This window comes from Afipia sp. GAS231 (assembly GCF_900103365.1).
In the GTDB taxonomy this organism is placed as follows: domain Bacteria; phylum Pseudomonadota; class Alphaproteobacteria; order Rhizobiales; family Xanthobacteraceae; genus Bradyrhizobium.
The window spans coordinates 3,278,071-3,293,459 of record NZ_LT629703.1; the positions used below are offsets into that span (position 1 = coordinate 3,278,071).

Below are 15,389 nucleotides of genomic sequence, written 5' to 3' on the forward strand. Positions count from 1 at the left end.
CGCCGCCTGAGCCCCAAATATGCCAAGTCTGTTCCGCTTTCTGACGGTCGTCGGCGTGATCGCCGGGGTGATCTACGGCGCGATTTTCGCGCTGGCCAATTTCGTCAATCCAAAGCCGCGGGAAATGACCGTCACCATCCCCGCAGACAAGTTCCTCAAGAAATAGGCGCTATGGTCTGACGATGCGGAACCCCAAGAACCCGTCCAAGACCTCCGACGCCAAACTCATCAACCTGTTCCTCGACATGCTCGCGGCAGAACAGGGCGCGGGCGACAATACGCTCGACGCCTACCGCCGGGATCTAACGGATTTTTCCGAGTTCCTCGGCCGCAGCGGGCAGAATTTTGCCGGCGCCGAAACCGATACATTGCGGAACTACCTCGCCGATCTCGACACGAGAGGCTTCAAATCCTCCTCCGTGGCGCGCCGGCTGTCGGCGATGCGGCACCTGTTTCGCTTCCTGCTGAACGAGCGAATCCGCAGCGACGATCCGGCAGCGATCCTGTCGGGCCCGAAGCGCGGCCGCGGCCTGCCCAAGGTGCTGTCGATCGCGGATGTCGATCGCATGCTGACGCGGGCCAAGGAACTGACCGAGCAGGATGTCTCGCCGCAGCAGCGGCTGCGCGCGCTGCGGCTCTATTGCCTGCTGGAAGTGCTCTACGCCACCGGCTTGCGTGTCTCGGAACTGGTGGCCCTGCCGCTGTCGGCCTCGCGCCGCGACGCCCGCATGATCGTGGTACGCGGCAAAGGCAACAAGGAACGGCTGGTCCCGCTGAACGAAGCCTCGCGGCAAGCGATGGCCGACTATCTCGCCGCGATGGAGGTACTGAAGCCTGAGAAGAAGAAAAACACCCCGGCCTCGAAGTGGCTGTTTCCCTCCTTCGGCGAGAGCGGGCATCTGACGCGGCAGCATTTTGCGCGTGACCTGAAAGAACTGGCGGCCGCCTCAGGCCTCGCGCCGCGGCTGATATCGCCGCACGTGCTGCGCCACGCCTTTGCCAGCCACCTGCTGCACAACGGCGCCGACCTGCGCATCGTGCAGACGCTGCTCGGCCACACCGATATTTCGACCACGCAGATCTACACCCATGTGGTCGAGGAGCGGCTGAAAAGCCTGGTGCGCGACCTGCATCCGCTGGCGGAGAAATGAGACGCTATCGGTCGTCCCTGCGCCCCCGTGCGCAATTGCGCACCAGGCGGGGACGACGGATGATAGACCGCCCGTCTTGACTTCCGCGTCATCTCCCCCGAAAGAGCCGTCTCCCGCCCGTGGCCGTGCTCGGCGTGCGTTTCGCAATCAGGCTCCCCGCAATCGAAATCCACGCTAAATCATTGAAGATGCGTGCTTTCTGGGGACCAATCGAAACCGCTTCGCGTCCTGTCGCGTTGTTCCCTATATTGATTTGATGCCGGATCAGATGCGCAGCTATCTCGACTTCGAAAAACCCGTTGCCGAACTCGAGGCCAAGGTCGACGAGTTGCGTGCGCTTGCCGCAACCGGCAGCGACATCGGCGACGAGATTTCGCGGATCGAGGACAAGGCGTCGCAGGCCCTGACCGACCTCTACTCCAACCTGACCCCATGGCAGAAGACGCTGGTTGCGCGGCATCCGCAGCGGCCGCACTTCAGTGATTTCGTCAGCGCGCTGATATCGGAATTCACGCCGATGGCAGGCGACCGCAAGTTCGGCGAGGACGAGGCGCTGATGGGCGGCTTCGGCCGCTTCCGTGGCGAGAGCATCTGTGTCATCGGCCAGGAAAAGGGCGCCACCACCGAGAGCCGCATCAAGCATAATTTCGGCATGGCCCGCCCCGAAGGCTACCGCAAAGCCGTTCGCCTGATGGAGATGGCCGACCGGTTCGGCATCCCTGTGCTGTCGATTGTCGATTCGGCCGGCGCCTATCCCGGCATCGGCGCCGAGGAACGCGGCCAGGCGGAAGCGATCGCGCGCTCCACCGACGCCTGCCTGTCGCTCGGCGTGCCCAATGTCGCGATCGTCACCGGCGAAGGCATGTCCGGCGGCGCCATCGCCATCACCACCGCCAACAAGGTGCTGATGTTCGAACACGCGATCTACAGCGTGATTTCGCCGGAGGCGGCCTCCTCGATCCTGTGGCGCGACGGCACCAAGGCCCAGGAAGCCGCGACCAGCATGAAGATCACGGCGCAGGACATGCTGCGATTCGGCGTCATCGACCTGATCCTGAAGGAGCCCGCGGGCGGCGCCCACCGCGATTCGGCCGCCATGATCGCGGCCACCGGCGATGCCATCGCGCAGGCTTTCGACGACCTGCGCAACCTCGATGCCGATGGCGTCCGCCGCCAGCGGCGGCAGAAATTCCTCGATATCGGCCGGAAGCTCGGCTAAAGCTCGTTCCGATCGAATTGGGATCTGGCCTATTCTATTGTTTTGACACGGTTTTTAGCCGAATCCGACTCGCGTCCCGGAAACGCTCTGGCCGCCCCCAAAACCGCCAATTTTTTGTCAAATCATTGATCTCGGCCGCAATTAGGCCCCGAGCCCGTTCTTTAACTCCTGTTGACCATGCCCGCCGTGCAACCGGCTGGCACGGCTGGTTCAGGTTGCGACCAAATCGGCCAAAGGGTAAGATTTTATACATTGGCTTCAGGGCATGACGCTGTGGTTGGGGTGCGAAAATTGCCCGATGGGTGTGGAGCTTAGCCTTTGAAATACCGCTCGCTGGTTCGCGCGCTTGTAACCTCGGCTGCCCTTGCGGGCGCCGGTGTGTTGATGGCCGGCTGTGATAGCGATCAAATCTCACTCGCTACCAATGCCAAGGCCAACCAGCCGGTTCCGCCGAAGCTGATCCAGGCGATGGTCGAAAAGGACATGGACCTGAATTCGCCGGTCCTGGTCCGGTTGTTCAAGCAGGAAGCCGAGCTTGAAGTCTGGAAGCAGGATCGCAGCGGACGTTTTGCGCTGCTGAAGACCTATCCGATCTGCCGCTGGTCGGGCGATCTCGGACCCAAGGTCCGCGAAGGCGACCGTCAGGCGCCGGAAGGCTTCTATAATATTTCGCCGGCGCAGATGAATCCGCAGTCGGCCTACTACCTCTCCTTCAACACCGGCTACCCCAACGCATTCGACCGTTCGCTCGGCCGCTCCGGCTCGCAGTTGATGGTGCATGGCGATTGCTCCTCGCGCGGCTGCTACGCAATGACCGACGAGCAGATCGCGGAAATCTATTCGCTCGGCCGAGAGTCGTTCTTCGGCGGCCAGAAATCGTTTCAGTTTCAGGCCTATCCGTTCCGGATGACGCCGATCAACATGGCCAAGCATCGGAACAATCCGAACATGCCGTTCTGGAAGATGATCAAGGAAGGCTACGATCATTTCGAGGTGACGAAGCAGGAGCCGAAGGTCGATTTCTGTGAAAAGAAATACGTGTTCGATGCCATTCGGGCGCCGAACGCTACCCGTGATCCGGTGTTCGAGGCCTCCGCCAAGTGCCCGGCCTACGCCATTCCGGACGAAGTCGCCGACGCCGTGCGCGAGAAGCAGGCGACCGAGTTGGCCGAAACCGCCAGGCTGATCGCGAAGGGGACACCGGTCGCGCAGATGAATACCGGCATCGATGGTGGCATGAACAAGGTGTTCGCTGCCCGTGTGCCTGAAGGCAATACGGGTCTCTCCGAAGGCGGCGACAGCCAGGGCCTGTCGGTGCTGGCGATGTCGCGCGCGCCCGGCACCATTCCCTCGACCGTCAATCCTCCCCGCGCGCCGAACTCGCCGTCCAACAATCTGCTGCAGGGCGCGCCCGAAGAGCCGAAACTCGCGGCAGCACCGGCGCCGACCGCTGGACCGACGCGGGTCGCGAACGCCGCGCCGACGGCGCAGAACGACGGCTTCTTCTCCAGCCTCGCCCGCAAGGTCGGCATCGGCGGCACCGCCGATGCGACTGCAACGACGGCAAGCGCGCCGCCGCCGCCCGCAAAGCCGAAAGTGATCGAGGCCAAGCGCACCGAAACGCCGCGTCCCGAGGCCTCAGTGCCGAAGCCCGCCGCGCCGAAGGTTGCCGCCGCCAAGCCGGCGTTGAAACCATCCGTCTCCGATGCGCCGGCGCAAGCCGCCGCACCTGCCGCCGCGCCCAGCCAGGTTGCGGGATCAGCGCCGATCGTGTCGACGAACTCGTTCGACAGCCGATTTGGGGCGGTGAAGTAGGCGCTTCCGGTATCCGCCAGACACCGAAACACCGTCATGCCCCGCGAGGGCGGGGCATCCAGTATTCCGTGAGTTTTGTGGTTATCGCCCCAACGCAGCGTACTGGATCATGCGCTTTCGCGGATGGTGACATCCGCGCCGGTTCCGTCGGGACCGTCCGGCACCGCTAGCAACCATTCAATGCTCGAATGGAAGAAATCAAATTTTCGTCCTGAACCCTTGTCGTTCGAACGATAGCTTCTCCGTCACAGCGCTTTGGCTGACGAGCGACGAATGTGTATCGAACCCGGTATTCATTGGACGACACCGGATTGACATCGATCAGACTGAGCGGCTCGTCCAAATGACCGTAGAATTTGGTGATCGCATCCGCAGAAAAAGGACCGTTCCGTCGCTTTTCGGGCACCAGAAATGCGACGGCTTCGTCACCGCTCCCGGCCGCCAAAGCAACATAGAAACCTTGAACTGTCGTCATGGCGGTGTCGTAAGCATCCGTCGGATCCACATCCCTTTCAACGCTCGTTATCGGCAGAAGCAACGGAGCGTGATGGTGTCCCGTGTGAGCCCCAAAAGCAGATTTACCCAAGACCCTTACCCGCGTCCCTACGAGACGCCTCAATCTCTCGCTTAGGGTGCTTGCTTTGTTTTGATCCCATTCCGGGAAGACCTGGATACTGTCTATCTTGTCGGCGGGATCGACAAAGTCATCGCCCTCGGCACAGACGGGGCGATCCAGCTTCAGAATGTAAGTTGGCTCGGGAGTATCGCCTTTTGTAACGCCGCCGTTGTAAGGCGGGCCACCAAAAATCCGAAACGTCAGCTTGCCCGCAAAAGTTACCGGGCTTTCTTTTTTCACATCCAGGCACGCGCTACGGGCTGGGCCGGAATTGAGACCCGTCAACGTAACGATGAGGGCGGCCAGGAATCTCAATGAATGCACGGAAAGCCTCATGGTGCGGCTTCCAGCCGCCAGACCGCTGGAAGATTGCGAGCCTGCCATCCCAAGGATAGCGAGCGCCTTCCACCCTTGATGCCCCTGAAGGTCAGCAAGCCTCACACGGGTATTGTGCGCCTAAGCATACCGCCCATGGCAGTGCTTGTACTTCTTGCCGGAATTGCACGGACAATCCTCGTTGCGGCCGACCTTGCCCCAGCTTGCGGGGTTTTTCGGATCGCGGTCGGCGGCGGCGGTCGCGGGCACCAGCGAGGCGCCGGCGAATGCCATCTCGTCTTCGCCGGTATTGGGATCGAGCTTGTGCGCCTCCATCGGCGGCAACGGTGGCTGCTGCTCTTCCGGCGGCACGATCTCGACGCGCATCAACTGCGCCGACACCGCTTCGCGCAGATGCGCGATCATCGCCTCGAACAGGCTGAACGCCTCCGACTTGTATTCCTGCAGCGGATCGCGCTGGCCGTAGCCGCGCAGGCCGATCACCTGGCGCAGATGGTCGAGCATGATCAGGTGTTCGCGCCACAGATGATCCAGCGTCTGCAGCAGAATGGTCTTCTCGACATAGCGCATCACGTCGGGGCCCCATTGCGCGACCTTGGCCGCCATGTGCTCGTCGACATGCTTCTCGATGCGCCCGAGCAATTCCTCGTCGGCGATGCCTTCTTCCTTGGCCCACGTCTCGACCGGCAGGTCGACGTCGAGCACGCGCTTCAATTCGTCCTTCAATCCTGCGACGTCCCACTGCTCGGCATAGGCATGCTCGGGCACGTGCTTGGCGACGACGTCCTCGACGAACGCATGGCGCATGTCGGCGACCGTCTCGGCGACGCTGTCGTCCTTCATCAGGTCGATGCGCTGGTCGAAGATCACCTTGCGCTGGTCGTTCTGGACGTTGTCGAACTTCAGCAGATTCTTGCGGATATCGAAGTTGCGGGCCTCGACCTTCTGCTGCGCCTTCTCCAGCGCCTTGTTGATCCAGGGATGGATGATCGCCTCGCCCTCTTTCAGGCCGAGCCGCGTCAGCATCGAGTCGAGCCGGTCGGATCCGAAGATCCGCATCAAATCGTCTTCCAGCGACAGGAAGAATTTGGAGCGGCCGGGATCGCCCTGGCGGCCGGAGCGGCCGCGAAGCTGGTTGTCGATGCGGCGGGATTCATGCCGTTCCGAGCCGATGATGTAGAGACCGCCCGGCTTCCTGATGGTCTTCGCGGGCTTGCCGCCCTTGGCGGGCTCGATCTCGACCTCGTCCTCGGCCTTCAGCACGATCTCGCGGAAACGCTCGACGTCGGCCTTGATGAGTTCGATCTTGGCGGCCTTCTCGGCCTCGTCGGTAATCCCGGCGGTCTCGTGCAGGATCCGCATCTCGAGCGAACCGCCGAGTTTGATGTCGGTACCGCGGCCGGCCATGTTGGTCGCGATCGTGATCGCGCCGGGAACGCCGGCTTCGGCGACGATATAGGCTTCCTGCTCGTGGAAGCGCGCGTTCAGCACCGCGAACAGTTTGGCCGGCTTGCCGGCGCGGGCGGCGGCATAGAGCTTGTCCATGCCGGATTCGGCGCCGAAATCGATCTGCTTGTAGCCGTGCTGCTTGAGATAGTCGGCGATCACTTCCGATTTTTCAATTGACGCCGTGCCGACCAGCACCGGCTGCAGCCGCGCGTTGGCGCGTTCGATCTCGGCCAGGATCGCGGCGTATTTCTCGTTCTGGGTACGGTAGACCTCGTCGTCCTCGTCCAGACGCGCGATGTTCACATTGGTCGGGATTTCCACGACCTCGAGCTTGTAGATGTCGAACAGTTCGTCGGCTTCGGTCAGCGCCGTGCCGGTCATGCCGGCGAGCTTTTCGTACATCCGGAAATAGTTCTGGAAGGTGATCGAGGCCAGCGTCTGGTTTTCCGGCTGGACCTGGACGTGCTCCTTGGCTTCCAGCGCCTGGTGCAGGCCCTCGGAATAACGGCGGCCCTGCATCATGCGGCCGGTGAACTCGTCGATGATGACGACTTCGTCGTCGCGGACGATGTAGTCCTTGTCGCGATTGAACAGCGAGTGGGCGCGCAGCGCCTGGTTGATGTGATGCACGACCGAGACGTTCTCGACGTCGTAGAGCGATTCACCCTTGAGCTGGCCGGCGTCGCGCAGCAGCGTCTCGATCTTCTCCATGCCGGCTTCGGTCAGCGTCACGGTGCGCTGCTTCTCGTCGACGTCGTAGTCGGTCTTGTCGAGCTTGGGCAGGAAAGTATCGATGGTGTTGTAGAATTCCGAGCGGTCGTCGAGCGGGCCGGAAATGATCAGCGGCGTGCGCGCCTCGTCGATCAGGATCGAGTCGACTTCGTCGACGATGGCGTAGAAGTGGCTGCGCTGGACCATGTCCTCGAGCCGGTACTTCATGTTGTCGCGCAGATAGTCGAAGCCGTATTCGTTGTTGGTGCCGTAGGTGATGTCGCAGGCATAGGAATTCTTGCGCTCGGCATCGTCGAGGCCGTGGACGATCACGCCGGTGGTCATGCCGAGGAAGCCGTAGATCTGGCCCATCCATTCGGAGTCGCGCTTGGCGAGGTAGTCGTTGACGGTGACGACGTGGACGCCCTTGCCGGCGAGCGCGTTGAGATAGACCGCGAGCGTCGCCACCAGCGTCTTGCCTTCGCCGGTCTTCATCTCGGCGATGTCGCCCTCGTGCAGCACCATGCCGCCGATCAGCTGGACGTCGAAATGGCGTTGGCCGAGGGTGCGCTTGGCGGCCTCGCGCACGGTGGCGAAGGCCGGGACCAGGATGTCGTCGAGCGTCGTCTTGCCGTCGGCGAGCTGGGCGCGGAACTCGGCGGTGCGGGCCTTCAGCGCCTCATCCGAGAGTGCTGAGAGCTCGGGCTCCAACGCGTTGATGGCGTTGACGCGGGACTGATATCCCTTCACCCGCCGGTCGTTGGCGGAGCCGAAAAACTTGCGGGCGAGCGCGCCGATCATGCCAATTCCTGCCTTTGCCGTGCTTGCGTTTCAGCCGTGACGAGGTCCACCAAGTTGCCTATCAACTCACCGTGACGCGTCGCGGCAAACTCCCCGAGAGGGGGTCATCCGCCTAGTGAGTGGGAATTAGGCAACCCAAGGTTCAACGGCAAAAACCACAGCAAAATAAGCTTAATACCGTCGATAGGTTCCGGCAGAGATATGGCTGGGCCGGGGGGTTGTCAACGCTCGCTGTATGTCAAGGAATTCATCATTTTGACAGACTTTTCGCGTTGCCAAGCTCTCACGATTGGGCGAGTGTCCCGCCGCCTTTGGCGTTCCCCTTCTTCAAGACAAGGATTTTGCATGACCTTCCCGTTCCCGGAAACGAAAACCGGCCTGCGCTTCGGCTTGGCCTCCCTGGCCGTGACCGGCTGCCTGGCTGCGCTTTTGGCCGCCGGCCCGGTCCGCGCCGAGGACAATCCCGTTCTCGCCAAGGTCAACGGCGTGGAAATCCGCCAGAGCGACGTCGCACTTGCCGAAGAAGAGCTCGGCCCCAGCCTGGCGCAGATGGACCCGGCCACCAAGAAGGACAACGTGCTGTCCTTCCTGATCGACCTGAGGATCGTCGCCAAGGCCGCTGAAGACAAGAAGGTCGAGAATTCCGAAGACTTCAAGAAGCGGATGGCGTTCACCCGCAGCCGCCTCCTGATGGACAGCCTGCTGGCGACCGAAGGCAAGGCGGCGACCACCGACGACGCCATGAAGAAGGTCTATGAGGAGGCCTCCAAGCAGATCACCGGCGAACAGGAAGTTCACGCCCGGCACATCCTGGTCGAGACCGAGGACGAGGCCAAGGCGATCAAGGCCGAACTGGACAAGGGCGGCGATTTCGCCGAGCTGGCCAAGAAGAAGTCCAAGGATCCCGGCGCGTCCGATGGCGGCGATCTCGGCTTCTTCACCAAGGAGCAGATGGTGCCGGAATTCTCCGCCGTCGCCTTCACCCTCGAGCCCGGCAAGATCTCCGATCCCGTCAAGTCGCAGTTCGGCTGGCACATCATCAAGGTCGAGGAAAAGCGCAGCCGCAAGGCACCCGATTTCGATCAGGTCAGGGCTCAGATCGAGACCTATGTGACGCGCAAGGCGCAGGCCGAATACGTCGGCAAACTGCGCGAAGCCGCCAAGATCGAGCGCATGGACAAGCCGGCCGAGACCGCGGCGAAGCCGGATGCCCCCAAGCCTGAAACCGCCCCGGCGAAGGCCGATGCGGCGAAGGATTCCAAGATGGCGCCGGCGAAGAAGTAAAAATTCGCTGTCACTTCTTCGAGACCAATAGTATTTACCATCGTCATGGCCGGGCCGAAGTGCCCGGCCATTCTACGTCTGGGGATGCCGTCGACCGGCCCTGAGGACGTGGAAGGCCGGCTTATCCGGACCTGGCGATTGAACCGGTCGAAGAAGGTGCTCCCATGTCCACCGCTGTCTCTCCCCTCGCCCCGACCGATGTTCCCGATATGCCCGCGATTGCGGGCGTCAGGCTTGCCACCGCGGCGGCCGGCATCCGCTACAAGGGGCGCACCGACGTGCTGCTGGCCGTCATGGACAAGGGCACGGCCGTCGCCGGCGTCTTCACCCAGTCGAAATGCCCGTCCGCGCCGGTCGAATGGTGCCGCGCCAAGCTCGGTCCCGGCAAGGCGCGCGCGCTGGTGGTGAATTCCGGCAATGCCAACGCCTTCACCGGCAAGACCGGCCGGCAGTCGACGGCGCTGACGGCCTCGATCGCCTCGAAAGCGGTCGGCTGCAGCGCCAATGAGATCTTCCTAGCCTCCACCGGCGTGATCGGCGAACCGCTCGACGCCACCAAATTCGACGGCGTGCTGGCAACCTTGGCTGTAAGCGCCGCGCCGGACGACTGGATGGGCGCCGCCAAGGCGATCATGACCACCGACACCTTCCCGAAGGTCGCAACCGCGACCGTAAAACTCGGCAAGACCAAGGTCACCATCAACGGCATGGCCAAGGGCGCCGGCATGATCGCGCCGGATATGGCAACGATGCTTTCGTTCGTATTCACCGACGCGCCGCTGTCGTCCGCCGTGCTGCAATCGCTGCTCAAGAGCGGCGTCGAGGACACGTTTAACGCCGTGACCATCGATAGCGACACCTCGACCTCGGACACCCTGCTCGCTTTCGCCACCGGTGCTGCCGCCGCAAACGGCGCGCCAAAAATCAGCCGCGCCAGCGATCCCAGGCTGAAGGCATTTACAAAAGCGTTCCGCGAAGTGCTGGCCGATCTCGCAGAGCAGGTCGCGCGCGACGGCGAAGGCGCCCGCAAGCTGGTCGAGATCATCGTCGACGGCGCCACCACCAAGGCCTCGGCGCGCAAGATCGCGATGTCGATCGCCAACTCGCCGCTGGTGAAGACCGCGATCGCGGGCGAGGACGCCAACTGGGGCCGCGTGGTGATGGCGGTCGGCAAGGCCGGCGAGCCCGCCAACCGCGACAAGCTGTCGATCTCGTTCAACGGCATCCGCGTCGCCAAAAGCGGCGCACGCGATCCGTCCTACAACGAGGCTGAGGTCTCCGAGGTGATGAAGAACCCGAAAATCCAGATCAAGGTTTCGCTTGGCCTGGGCAAGGGCCGCGACCGCGTACTGACCTGCGACCTCACCAAGGAATATGTCGCGATCAACGGCGATTACCGGTCGTGAACTTCATACCGTCCAGAGCGACCGCGCATGGCTGAGATCAAACTCACCCTCGTGGTCGCCTGTGCCCTGGTCGACGCCGACAAGCGCGTGCTGATTGCGCAACGCCCGCAAGGCAAGGCGCTGGCCGGCCTGTGGGAATTCCCCGGCGGCAAGCTCGATCCCGGCGAGCGGCCGGAGCAGGCCCTGATCCGCGAACTGCGCGAGGAGATCGGCATCGACATCGCCGAGCCCTGCCTGGCGCCGCTGACCTTCGCCAGCCACGCCTATGAAAGCTTCCATCTGTTGATGCCGCTCTACATCTGCCGGCGCTGGGAAGGCCTCGTGACGGCGCGCGAAGGCCAGCAACTGGCGTGGGTCCGCGCCAACAAGCTGCGCGATTACCCGATGCCGCCGGCGGACATTCCGCTGATCCCGCATCTGATCGATTTGTTGATGTGAACTCCAGCCTCATCCTGAGGAGCCGCGAAGCGGCGTCTCGAAGGATGGCTCAGCGGGGCTCTCATGGTTCGAGACGCGCGCAAGGGCGCGCTCCTCACCATGAGGAAGCTGGAGGGGGCAAACACAAAATCGCGAAAACAACCCCATGCAAAGTAGAATGGCACGCGAAAAAAGGCTCGATCTCGCGACCCAACCTCATCTCGTCATGCTTTAGGGCTTCCCGCGCTTCACGGCCGCTTCCAGACTGGCCTTGGCCGATCCCGGCCGCAGCGGCTTGGGCTGACTGTCATGCGGCGCCCAGCCGGATAGCCAGATGATGTCGAAGGTCGCGCGGATGCGTCCATCAGGATCGGAAAAACGGCTGGCGTAGATTTCCGACATCCGCAGCATCGTGGCGATGCGGGTCGGCATCCGGCGCCGCTCGACCATGACGTTGGTGGCGCCCATCGCCCTGAGATCGGCCATCAGCGCGAACGCATTGTCATAGCGCACCACCAGCGAATCGACGTCGGTGACCGGCAATGCAAAGCCCGCGCGCTGAAGAAGGCTCCCCACATCGCGCAGGTCGGCAAACGGCGCGACCCGCGGCGACACGCCGCCTTCGCACTCGGCTTCCGCCGCCGCAAACGATTGCCTGAGCTCGGTCAGCGTATCGCCGCCGATCATCGCTGCCAGCAGCAGCCCGTCCGGCTTCAGCGCGCGGCGGATTTGCGCCAGCACGCCGGGCAAATCGTTGACGAACTGAAGCGCGAGCGCCGAGAGCGCGAGATCGAGCGTTTCCGGTTCGAGTGGCAGCATCTCGGATTCATCGAGATCGATGCGGCTGATCGACGCAAAGCGATCGGCGATCGGCCTTCGCAGCAACTCACCGGGCGACCCGATTTCCGCTACGTCCGAAAAGCCGCGCGTCACCGCCTGCAGCCGATCCGCCATGTCTTCCACGACACGATCGAGCAGGAACGTCACCGGCCCGGCCCGCTGCGCGCGGTCCATCCGCGCCCGCAGCAAGGTGCGGTCGAACAGGCGGGGCGCAGTGGTCGGGTTCGAAGCCATGCCGGTTGGTACGACGGTCGGCAGTCCATCTCAATCCCTCACGATGCGCGCGGCTTCGCCAATCCGGACTGAATCCAACGAAATTCGGCATGACCGTCCCTCGTCGCCAAGCTATCAATGTTTGTGCGGTTCGCGGCACGACGGAGCATCGGACGATGATCACTTGTTACCTGCGATACGAAGTCCCTTTGGGTAAACTCGCCGAATTCGAGGCCTATGGCAGGATGTGGATCGAACTGGTGCCGAGATTCGGCGGCATCCATCACGGCTACTTCCTGCCGTCCGAAGGGGCTAGCGACATTGCGCTCGCGATGTTCAGCTTCCCAAGCCTTGCAGCCTACGAACAATACCGCAAAGATAGTGCTGAAGATCCGGACGTTCAGAAGGCGATCGACTTTGCCAAGCAAACCCGCTGCTTCATCCGGTATGAGCGATCATTCTTCCGGCCAGTGTTTCCCCGAGAGGCGGCCGCGGGATCGGCTTGAGCCTGACGCCGGACGGCGCTAGCCTCGCCCGATGGACGCTGAAGCATCACCACCACGCTCCATCGCACACCATCTGCGCGGCGCGCTCGATGCGTGCCGCGACGCATTGGCACATATCCCGCGGCTCGCGCTCGACATCGCGCTGCCGACACTGTGCGTCTCCTGCCGCGAGCCGGTCGATGGCGAAGGCGTCTGTGCGGACTGCTGGGCCAAACTGTCGTTCATCGCGCCGCCTTATTGCCCGCGGCTCGGCATTCCCTTTGTCTACGACCCCGGGCCGGAATTGCTGTCGATGGAGGCGATTGCCAATCCGCCGGCCTACCAACGTGCGAGGGCCGCGGTGCGCTACGACGATGTCGCCCGCACGCTGGTGCATGCCCTGAAATACCAGGACCGCACCGATCTGGCGCCCGCCATGGGCCGCTGGATGGCCCGCGCCGGCCAGGAATTGCTCGGCGGGGCCGACGTGCTGGTGCCGGTTCCCCTGCATTGGCGGCGCGGCTGGAGCCGGCGCTACAACCAGTCCGGCGCGCTGGCGCGGGTGATTTCGCGCCAAACCGGTGTGAAACTGGCCACCGAGGCGCTCACGCGGGTTCGGGCGACCGAACAGCAGATCGGGCTGTCGCGGCCGCAGCGCGCCAGCAATGTGCAGGGCGCCTTCAAGGTCGCACCCCAACGCAGTGCCGATATTGCCGGCCGCCGCGTCGTCCTGGTCGACGACGTCCTGACCTCCGGCGCCACAACGGATGCCTGCGCCCGTGCCTTATTGCGCGCCAAGGCCGCGCAGGTCGACGTGCTGGTATTCGCTCGGGTTGTGGACACAAACCGGGCTCCCATATAATTCAAAGCCTTATCGTTGAAATTCTTGCAAACCAGAGCGCCCCATGACCGCTGCCGTTGAAATCTACACCCGTCCGGGCTGCGGTTACTGCACCGCCGCCAAATCGCTGCTGACGCGCAAGAATGCCGCGTTCACCGAATTAAATGTCGCAACTGACCCCGCCTACCGCGAACAGATGTATGATCGTGCCGGCGAAGGCACGACCTTTCCGCAGATCTTCATCGGTGCAACCCATGTCGGCGGTTGCGACGAGCTCTACGCGCTGGACCGCGCGGGCAGGCTCGACGCCATGCTGGCGGGAGAAAAGGCCTCTTCATGAGCGCTGACCAGACCTTTACCGCGGCCATGGTGCAGATGCGCACCGGCCTGTTGCCGGAGCCCAGCCTCGAGCAAGGCACCAAGCTGATCCGCGAGGCGGCTGCGCAGGGTGCGGATTATGTGCTCACCCCCGAGGTGAGCAACATGATGCAACTGAACCGCAAGGCGCTGTTCGAGCATCTCGCCACCGAAGAAGACGACAAATCGCTCAGGGCTTATCGCGCGCTGGCGGCGGAACTGAAAATCCATCTCCATATCGGCTCGCTGGCGCTGCGCTTCTCGCCGGAGAAGGCAGTCAACCGCTCGCTCCTGATCGGGCCCGACGGCAACGTGCTCGCCTGTTACGACAAGATCCACATGTTCGACATCGACCTGCCCGGCGGCGAGAGCTATCGCGAATCCGCCAATTACCAGCCGGGCGAGACCGCCGTGATCTCGGATCTGCCGTGGGGCCGCATCGGTCTCACGATCTGCTACGACGTGCGCTTTCCCGCGCTCTATCGCGCGCTCGCCGAAACCGGCGCGTCGTTCCTCGCGGTGCCGTCTGCCTTCACCAAGAAGACCGGCGAGGCGCATTGGCACACGTTGCTGCGCGCCCGCGCCATCGAGAACGGCTGCTTCGTATTTGCGGCGGCGCAAGCCGGCATGCACGAGAACAAGCGCGAGACCTTCGGTCATTCGCTGATCATCGCGCCCTGGGGCGAGATTCTGGCCGAAGGCGGCGTCGAGCCCGGCGTCTTCCTCGCCAAGATCGATCCGTCCAAAGTCGAGACCGCACGGAAAACCGTGCCGTCGCTGCAGCATGGGCGACGCTTCGGTATTGCCGACCCAAAGGCCGGTCCGGAGCATCTGCATCTGGTCCGGGGTTCGGCATGATCCGGTACAACCTACGCTGCGCGAAGGGACATAGCTTCGAAAGCTGGTTCCAGAGTTCGGCGGCGTACGAAAGCCAGGAGAAGCGCAAACTGGTAAGTTGCCCCGCCTGCGGCTCGGTCAAGGTCGAACGCGCCATCATGGCCCCGCAGATCGTGAGCAAGAAGGGCCGCGAGGCCGCCGTGCCCGCGCCGGCCGAAGCGCCGACTGCGGAGGCGACGGCACAGGGATCGACACCGCTGCTGATGGCGCAGGAGCGCGAGCTGCGCGCCAAGATCAAGGAATTGCGCGACCATATCGTCAAGAACGCCGACAATGTCGGCGAGCGCTTCCCCAACGAAGCCCGCAAGATGCATTACGGCGACATCGAACATCGTCCGATCTATGGCGAGGCTTCGCCCGAGGAAGCGCGTTCGCTGATCGACGAAGGCGTTGAGGTGTCACCGCTGCCGGTGCTGCCGGACGACCGGAATTGATCGCTCTCTCCGTCATTGCGAGCGAAGCGAAGCAATCCAGCCTTGCCGCACGAAGAAAGACTGGATTGCTTCTGCGGAGTTTATCATCGGGCGGGCGTTCGCCCGACCCGTTGGCTC

General features: G+C 63.1%; 15 protein-coding genes. 12 read left to right on the top strand and 3 right to left on the bottom strand.

Annotation, left to right across the window (positions count from 1 at the left end):
* The first annotated feature begins 19 nt into the window (after positions 1-19).
* The 4 genes from BLS26_RS15485 to BLS26_RS15500 all read left to right on the top strand — a co-directional run bounded on the left by BLS26_RS15485 (position 20) and on the right by BLS26_RS15500 (position 4,185).
* Positions 20-166 (top strand): histidine kinase, encoded by a 147-nt coding sequence (locus BLS26_RS15485; RefSeq protein ID WP_074820420.1) that lies wholly within the window; start codon positions 20-22, stop codon positions 164-166.
* 16 nt (positions 167-182) lie between these two features.
* Positions 183-1,151 (top strand): site-specific tyrosine recombinase XerD, encoded by a 969-nt coding sequence (gene xerD, locus BLS26_RS15490; protein ID WP_092512476.1) that lies wholly within the window; start codon positions 183-185, stop codon positions 1,149-1,151.
* Positions 1,152-1,407: 256 nt separating this feature from the next.
* The gene (locus BLS26_RS15495; RefSeq protein WP_092512478.1) at positions 1,408-2,370 is read left to right on the top strand and encodes an acetyl-CoA carboxylase carboxyltransferase subunit alpha; all 963 of its coding nucleotides are present in this window, start codon (positions 1,408-1,410) and stop codon (positions 2,368-2,370) included.
* A 318-nt stretch (positions 2,371-2,688) separates the two neighbouring features.
* Positions 2,689-4,185 (top strand): murein L,D-transpeptidase family protein, encoded by a 1,497-nt coding sequence (locus BLS26_RS15500; protein ID WP_092512480.1) that lies wholly within the window; start codon positions 2,689-2,691, stop codon positions 4,183-4,185.
* A 166-nt stretch (positions 4,186-4,351) separates the two neighbouring features.
* Here BLS26_RS15500 and BLS26_RS15505 read toward each other — a convergent pair whose 3' ends face one another.
* Together BLS26_RS15505 and secA are read right to left on the bottom strand one after the other, a co-directional pair.
* The gene (locus BLS26_RS15505; RefSeq protein WP_092512482.1) at positions 4,352-5,137 is read right to left on the bottom strand and encodes a DUF4431 domain-containing protein; all 786 of its coding nucleotides are present in this window, start codon (positions 5,135-5,137) and stop codon (positions 4,352-4,354) included.
* Positions 5,138-5,257: 120 nt separating this feature from the next.
* Positions 5,258-8,098 carry a preprotein translocase subunit SecA gene (secA, locus tag BLS26_RS15510; protein WP_092512484.1) on the bottom strand — a complete coding sequence of 947 codons (2,841 nt, stop codon included), beginning with the start codon at positions 8,096-8,098 and terminating at the stop codon, positions 5,258-5,260.
* 345 nt (positions 8,099-8,443) lie between these two features.
* Here secA and BLS26_RS15515 point away from each other — a divergent pair, with 345 nt between their 5' ends.
* From BLS26_RS15515 to BLS26_RS15525, 3 genes are all read left to right on the top strand, one after another.
* The gene (locus BLS26_RS15515) at positions 8,444-9,382 is read left to right on the top strand and encodes a peptidylprolyl isomerase (RefSeq protein ID WP_172804611.1); all 939 of its coding nucleotides are present in this window, start codon (positions 8,444-8,446) and stop codon (positions 9,380-9,382) included.
* Positions 9,383-9,546: 164 nt separating this feature from the next.
* Positions 9,547-10,788, top strand: coding sequence for a bifunctional glutamate N-acetyltransferase/amino-acid acetyltransferase ArgJ (gene argJ, locus BLS26_RS15520; protein WP_092512488.1), 1,242 nt, complete (start codon positions 9,547-9,549; stop codon positions 10,786-10,788).
* A gap of 27 nt (positions 10,789-10,815) precedes the next feature.
* The gene (locus tag BLS26_RS15525) at positions 10,816-11,226 is read left to right on the top strand and encodes a (deoxy)nucleoside triphosphate pyrophosphohydrolase (protein ID WP_092512490.1); all 411 of its coding nucleotides are present in this window, start codon (positions 10,816-10,818) and stop codon (positions 11,224-11,226) included.
* A 210-nt stretch (positions 11,227-11,436) separates the two neighbouring features.
* On the opposite strand, the gene BLS26_RS15530 is transcribed toward BLS26_RS15525, so the two are convergent.
* On the bottom strand, positions 11,437-12,279 hold the full coding sequence (locus tag BLS26_RS15530) for a methyltransferase domain-containing protein (RefSeq protein ID WP_092512492.1): 843 nt from the start codon (positions 12,277-12,279) through the stop codon (positions 11,437-11,439).
* Between the two features lie 155 nt (positions 12,280-12,434).
* Here BLS26_RS15530 and BLS26_RS15535 point away from each other — a divergent pair, with 155 nt between their 5' ends.
* The 5 genes from BLS26_RS15535 to BLS26_RS15555 are packed head-to-tail and all read left to right on the top strand — an operon-like array spanning position 12,435 to position 15,272.
* Positions 12,435-12,764, top strand: coding sequence for an NIPSNAP family protein (locus BLS26_RS15535; RefSeq protein ID WP_092518089.1), 330 nt, complete (start codon positions 12,435-12,437; stop codon positions 12,762-12,764).
* A 31-nt stretch (positions 12,765-12,795) separates the two neighbouring features.
* A complete protein-coding gene (locus BLS26_RS15540; RefSeq protein WP_092512494.1) occupies positions 12,796-13,605 on the top strand; it encodes a ComF family protein in 810 nt (269 codons plus the stop codon).
* A gap of 43 nt (positions 13,606-13,648) precedes the next feature.
* Positions 13,649-13,924 carry a glutaredoxin 3 gene (grxC, locus tag BLS26_RS15545; RefSeq protein ID WP_092512496.1) on the top strand — a complete coding sequence of 92 codons (276 nt, stop codon included), beginning with the start codon at positions 13,649-13,651 and terminating at the stop codon, positions 13,922-13,924.
* Positions 13,921-14,799: a carbon-nitrogen hydrolase family protein gene (locus BLS26_RS15550; RefSeq protein WP_092512498.1), complete on the top strand. Its 879-nt coding sequence runs from the start codon at positions 13,921-13,923 to the stop codon at positions 14,797-14,799. The genes grxC and BLS26_RS15550 overlap by 4 nt, the downstream gene beginning before the upstream one ends.
* The gene (locus BLS26_RS15555) at positions 14,796-15,272 is read left to right on the top strand and encodes a DUF1178 family protein (RefSeq protein WP_092512500.1); all 477 of its coding nucleotides are present in this window, start codon (positions 14,796-14,798) and stop codon (positions 15,270-15,272) included. Before BLS26_RS15550 ends, BLS26_RS15555 begins: the two co-directional genes overlap by 4 nt.
* Positions 15,273-15,389 lie beyond the last annotated feature (117 nt).

Coding starts and splice junctions, on each gene's coding strand:
- BLS26_RS15485 (WP_074820420.1), top strand. CDS start 20: ATGCCAAGTCTGTTCCGCTTTCTGACGGTCGTCGGCGTGATCGCCGGG.
- xerD (WP_092512476.1), top strand. CDS start 183: ATGCGGAACCCCAAGAACCCGTCCAAGACCTCCGACGCCAAACTCATC.
- BLS26_RS15495 (WP_092512478.1), top strand. CDS start 1,408: ATGCCGGATCAGATGCGCAGCTATCTCGACTTCGAAAAACCCGTTGCC.
- BLS26_RS15505 (WP_092512482.1), bottom strand. CDS start 5,137: ATGAGGCTTTCCGTGCATTCATTGAGATTCCTGGCCGCCCTCATCGTT.
- secA (WP_092512484.1), bottom strand. CDS start 8,098: ATGATCGGCGCGCTCGCCCGCAAGTTTTTCGGCTCCGCCAACGACCGG.
- BLS26_RS15515 (WP_172804611.1), top strand. CDS start 8,444: ATGACCTTCCCGTTCCCGGAAACGAAAACCGGCCTGCGCTTCGGCTTG.
- argJ (WP_092512488.1), top strand. CDS start 9,547: ATGTCCACCGCTGTCTCTCCCCTCGCCCCGACCGATGTTCCCGATATG.
- BLS26_RS15525 (WP_092512490.1), top strand. CDS start 10,816: ATGGCTGAGATCAAACTCACCCTCGTGGTCGCCTGTGCCCTGGTCGAC.
- BLS26_RS15530 (WP_092512492.1), bottom strand. CDS start 12,279: ATGGCTTCGAACCCGACCACTGCGCCCCGCCTGTTCGACCGCACCTTG.
- BLS26_RS15535 (WP_092518089.1), top strand. CDS start 12,435: ATGATCACTTGTTACCTGCGATACGAAGTCCCTTTGGGTAAACTCGCC.
- BLS26_RS15540 (WP_092512494.1), top strand. CDS start 12,796: ATGGACGCTGAAGCATCACCACCACGCTCCATCGCACACCATCTGCGC.
- grxC (WP_092512496.1), top strand. CDS start 13,649: ATGACCGCTGCCGTTGAAATCTACACCCGTCCGGGCTGCGGTTACTGC.
- BLS26_RS15550 (WP_092512498.1), top strand. CDS start 13,921: ATGAGCGCTGACCAGACCTTTACCGCGGCCATGGTGCAGATGCGCACC.
- BLS26_RS15555 (WP_092512500.1), top strand. CDS start 14,796: ATGATCCGGTACAACCTACGCTGCGCGAAGGGACATAGCTTCGAAAGC.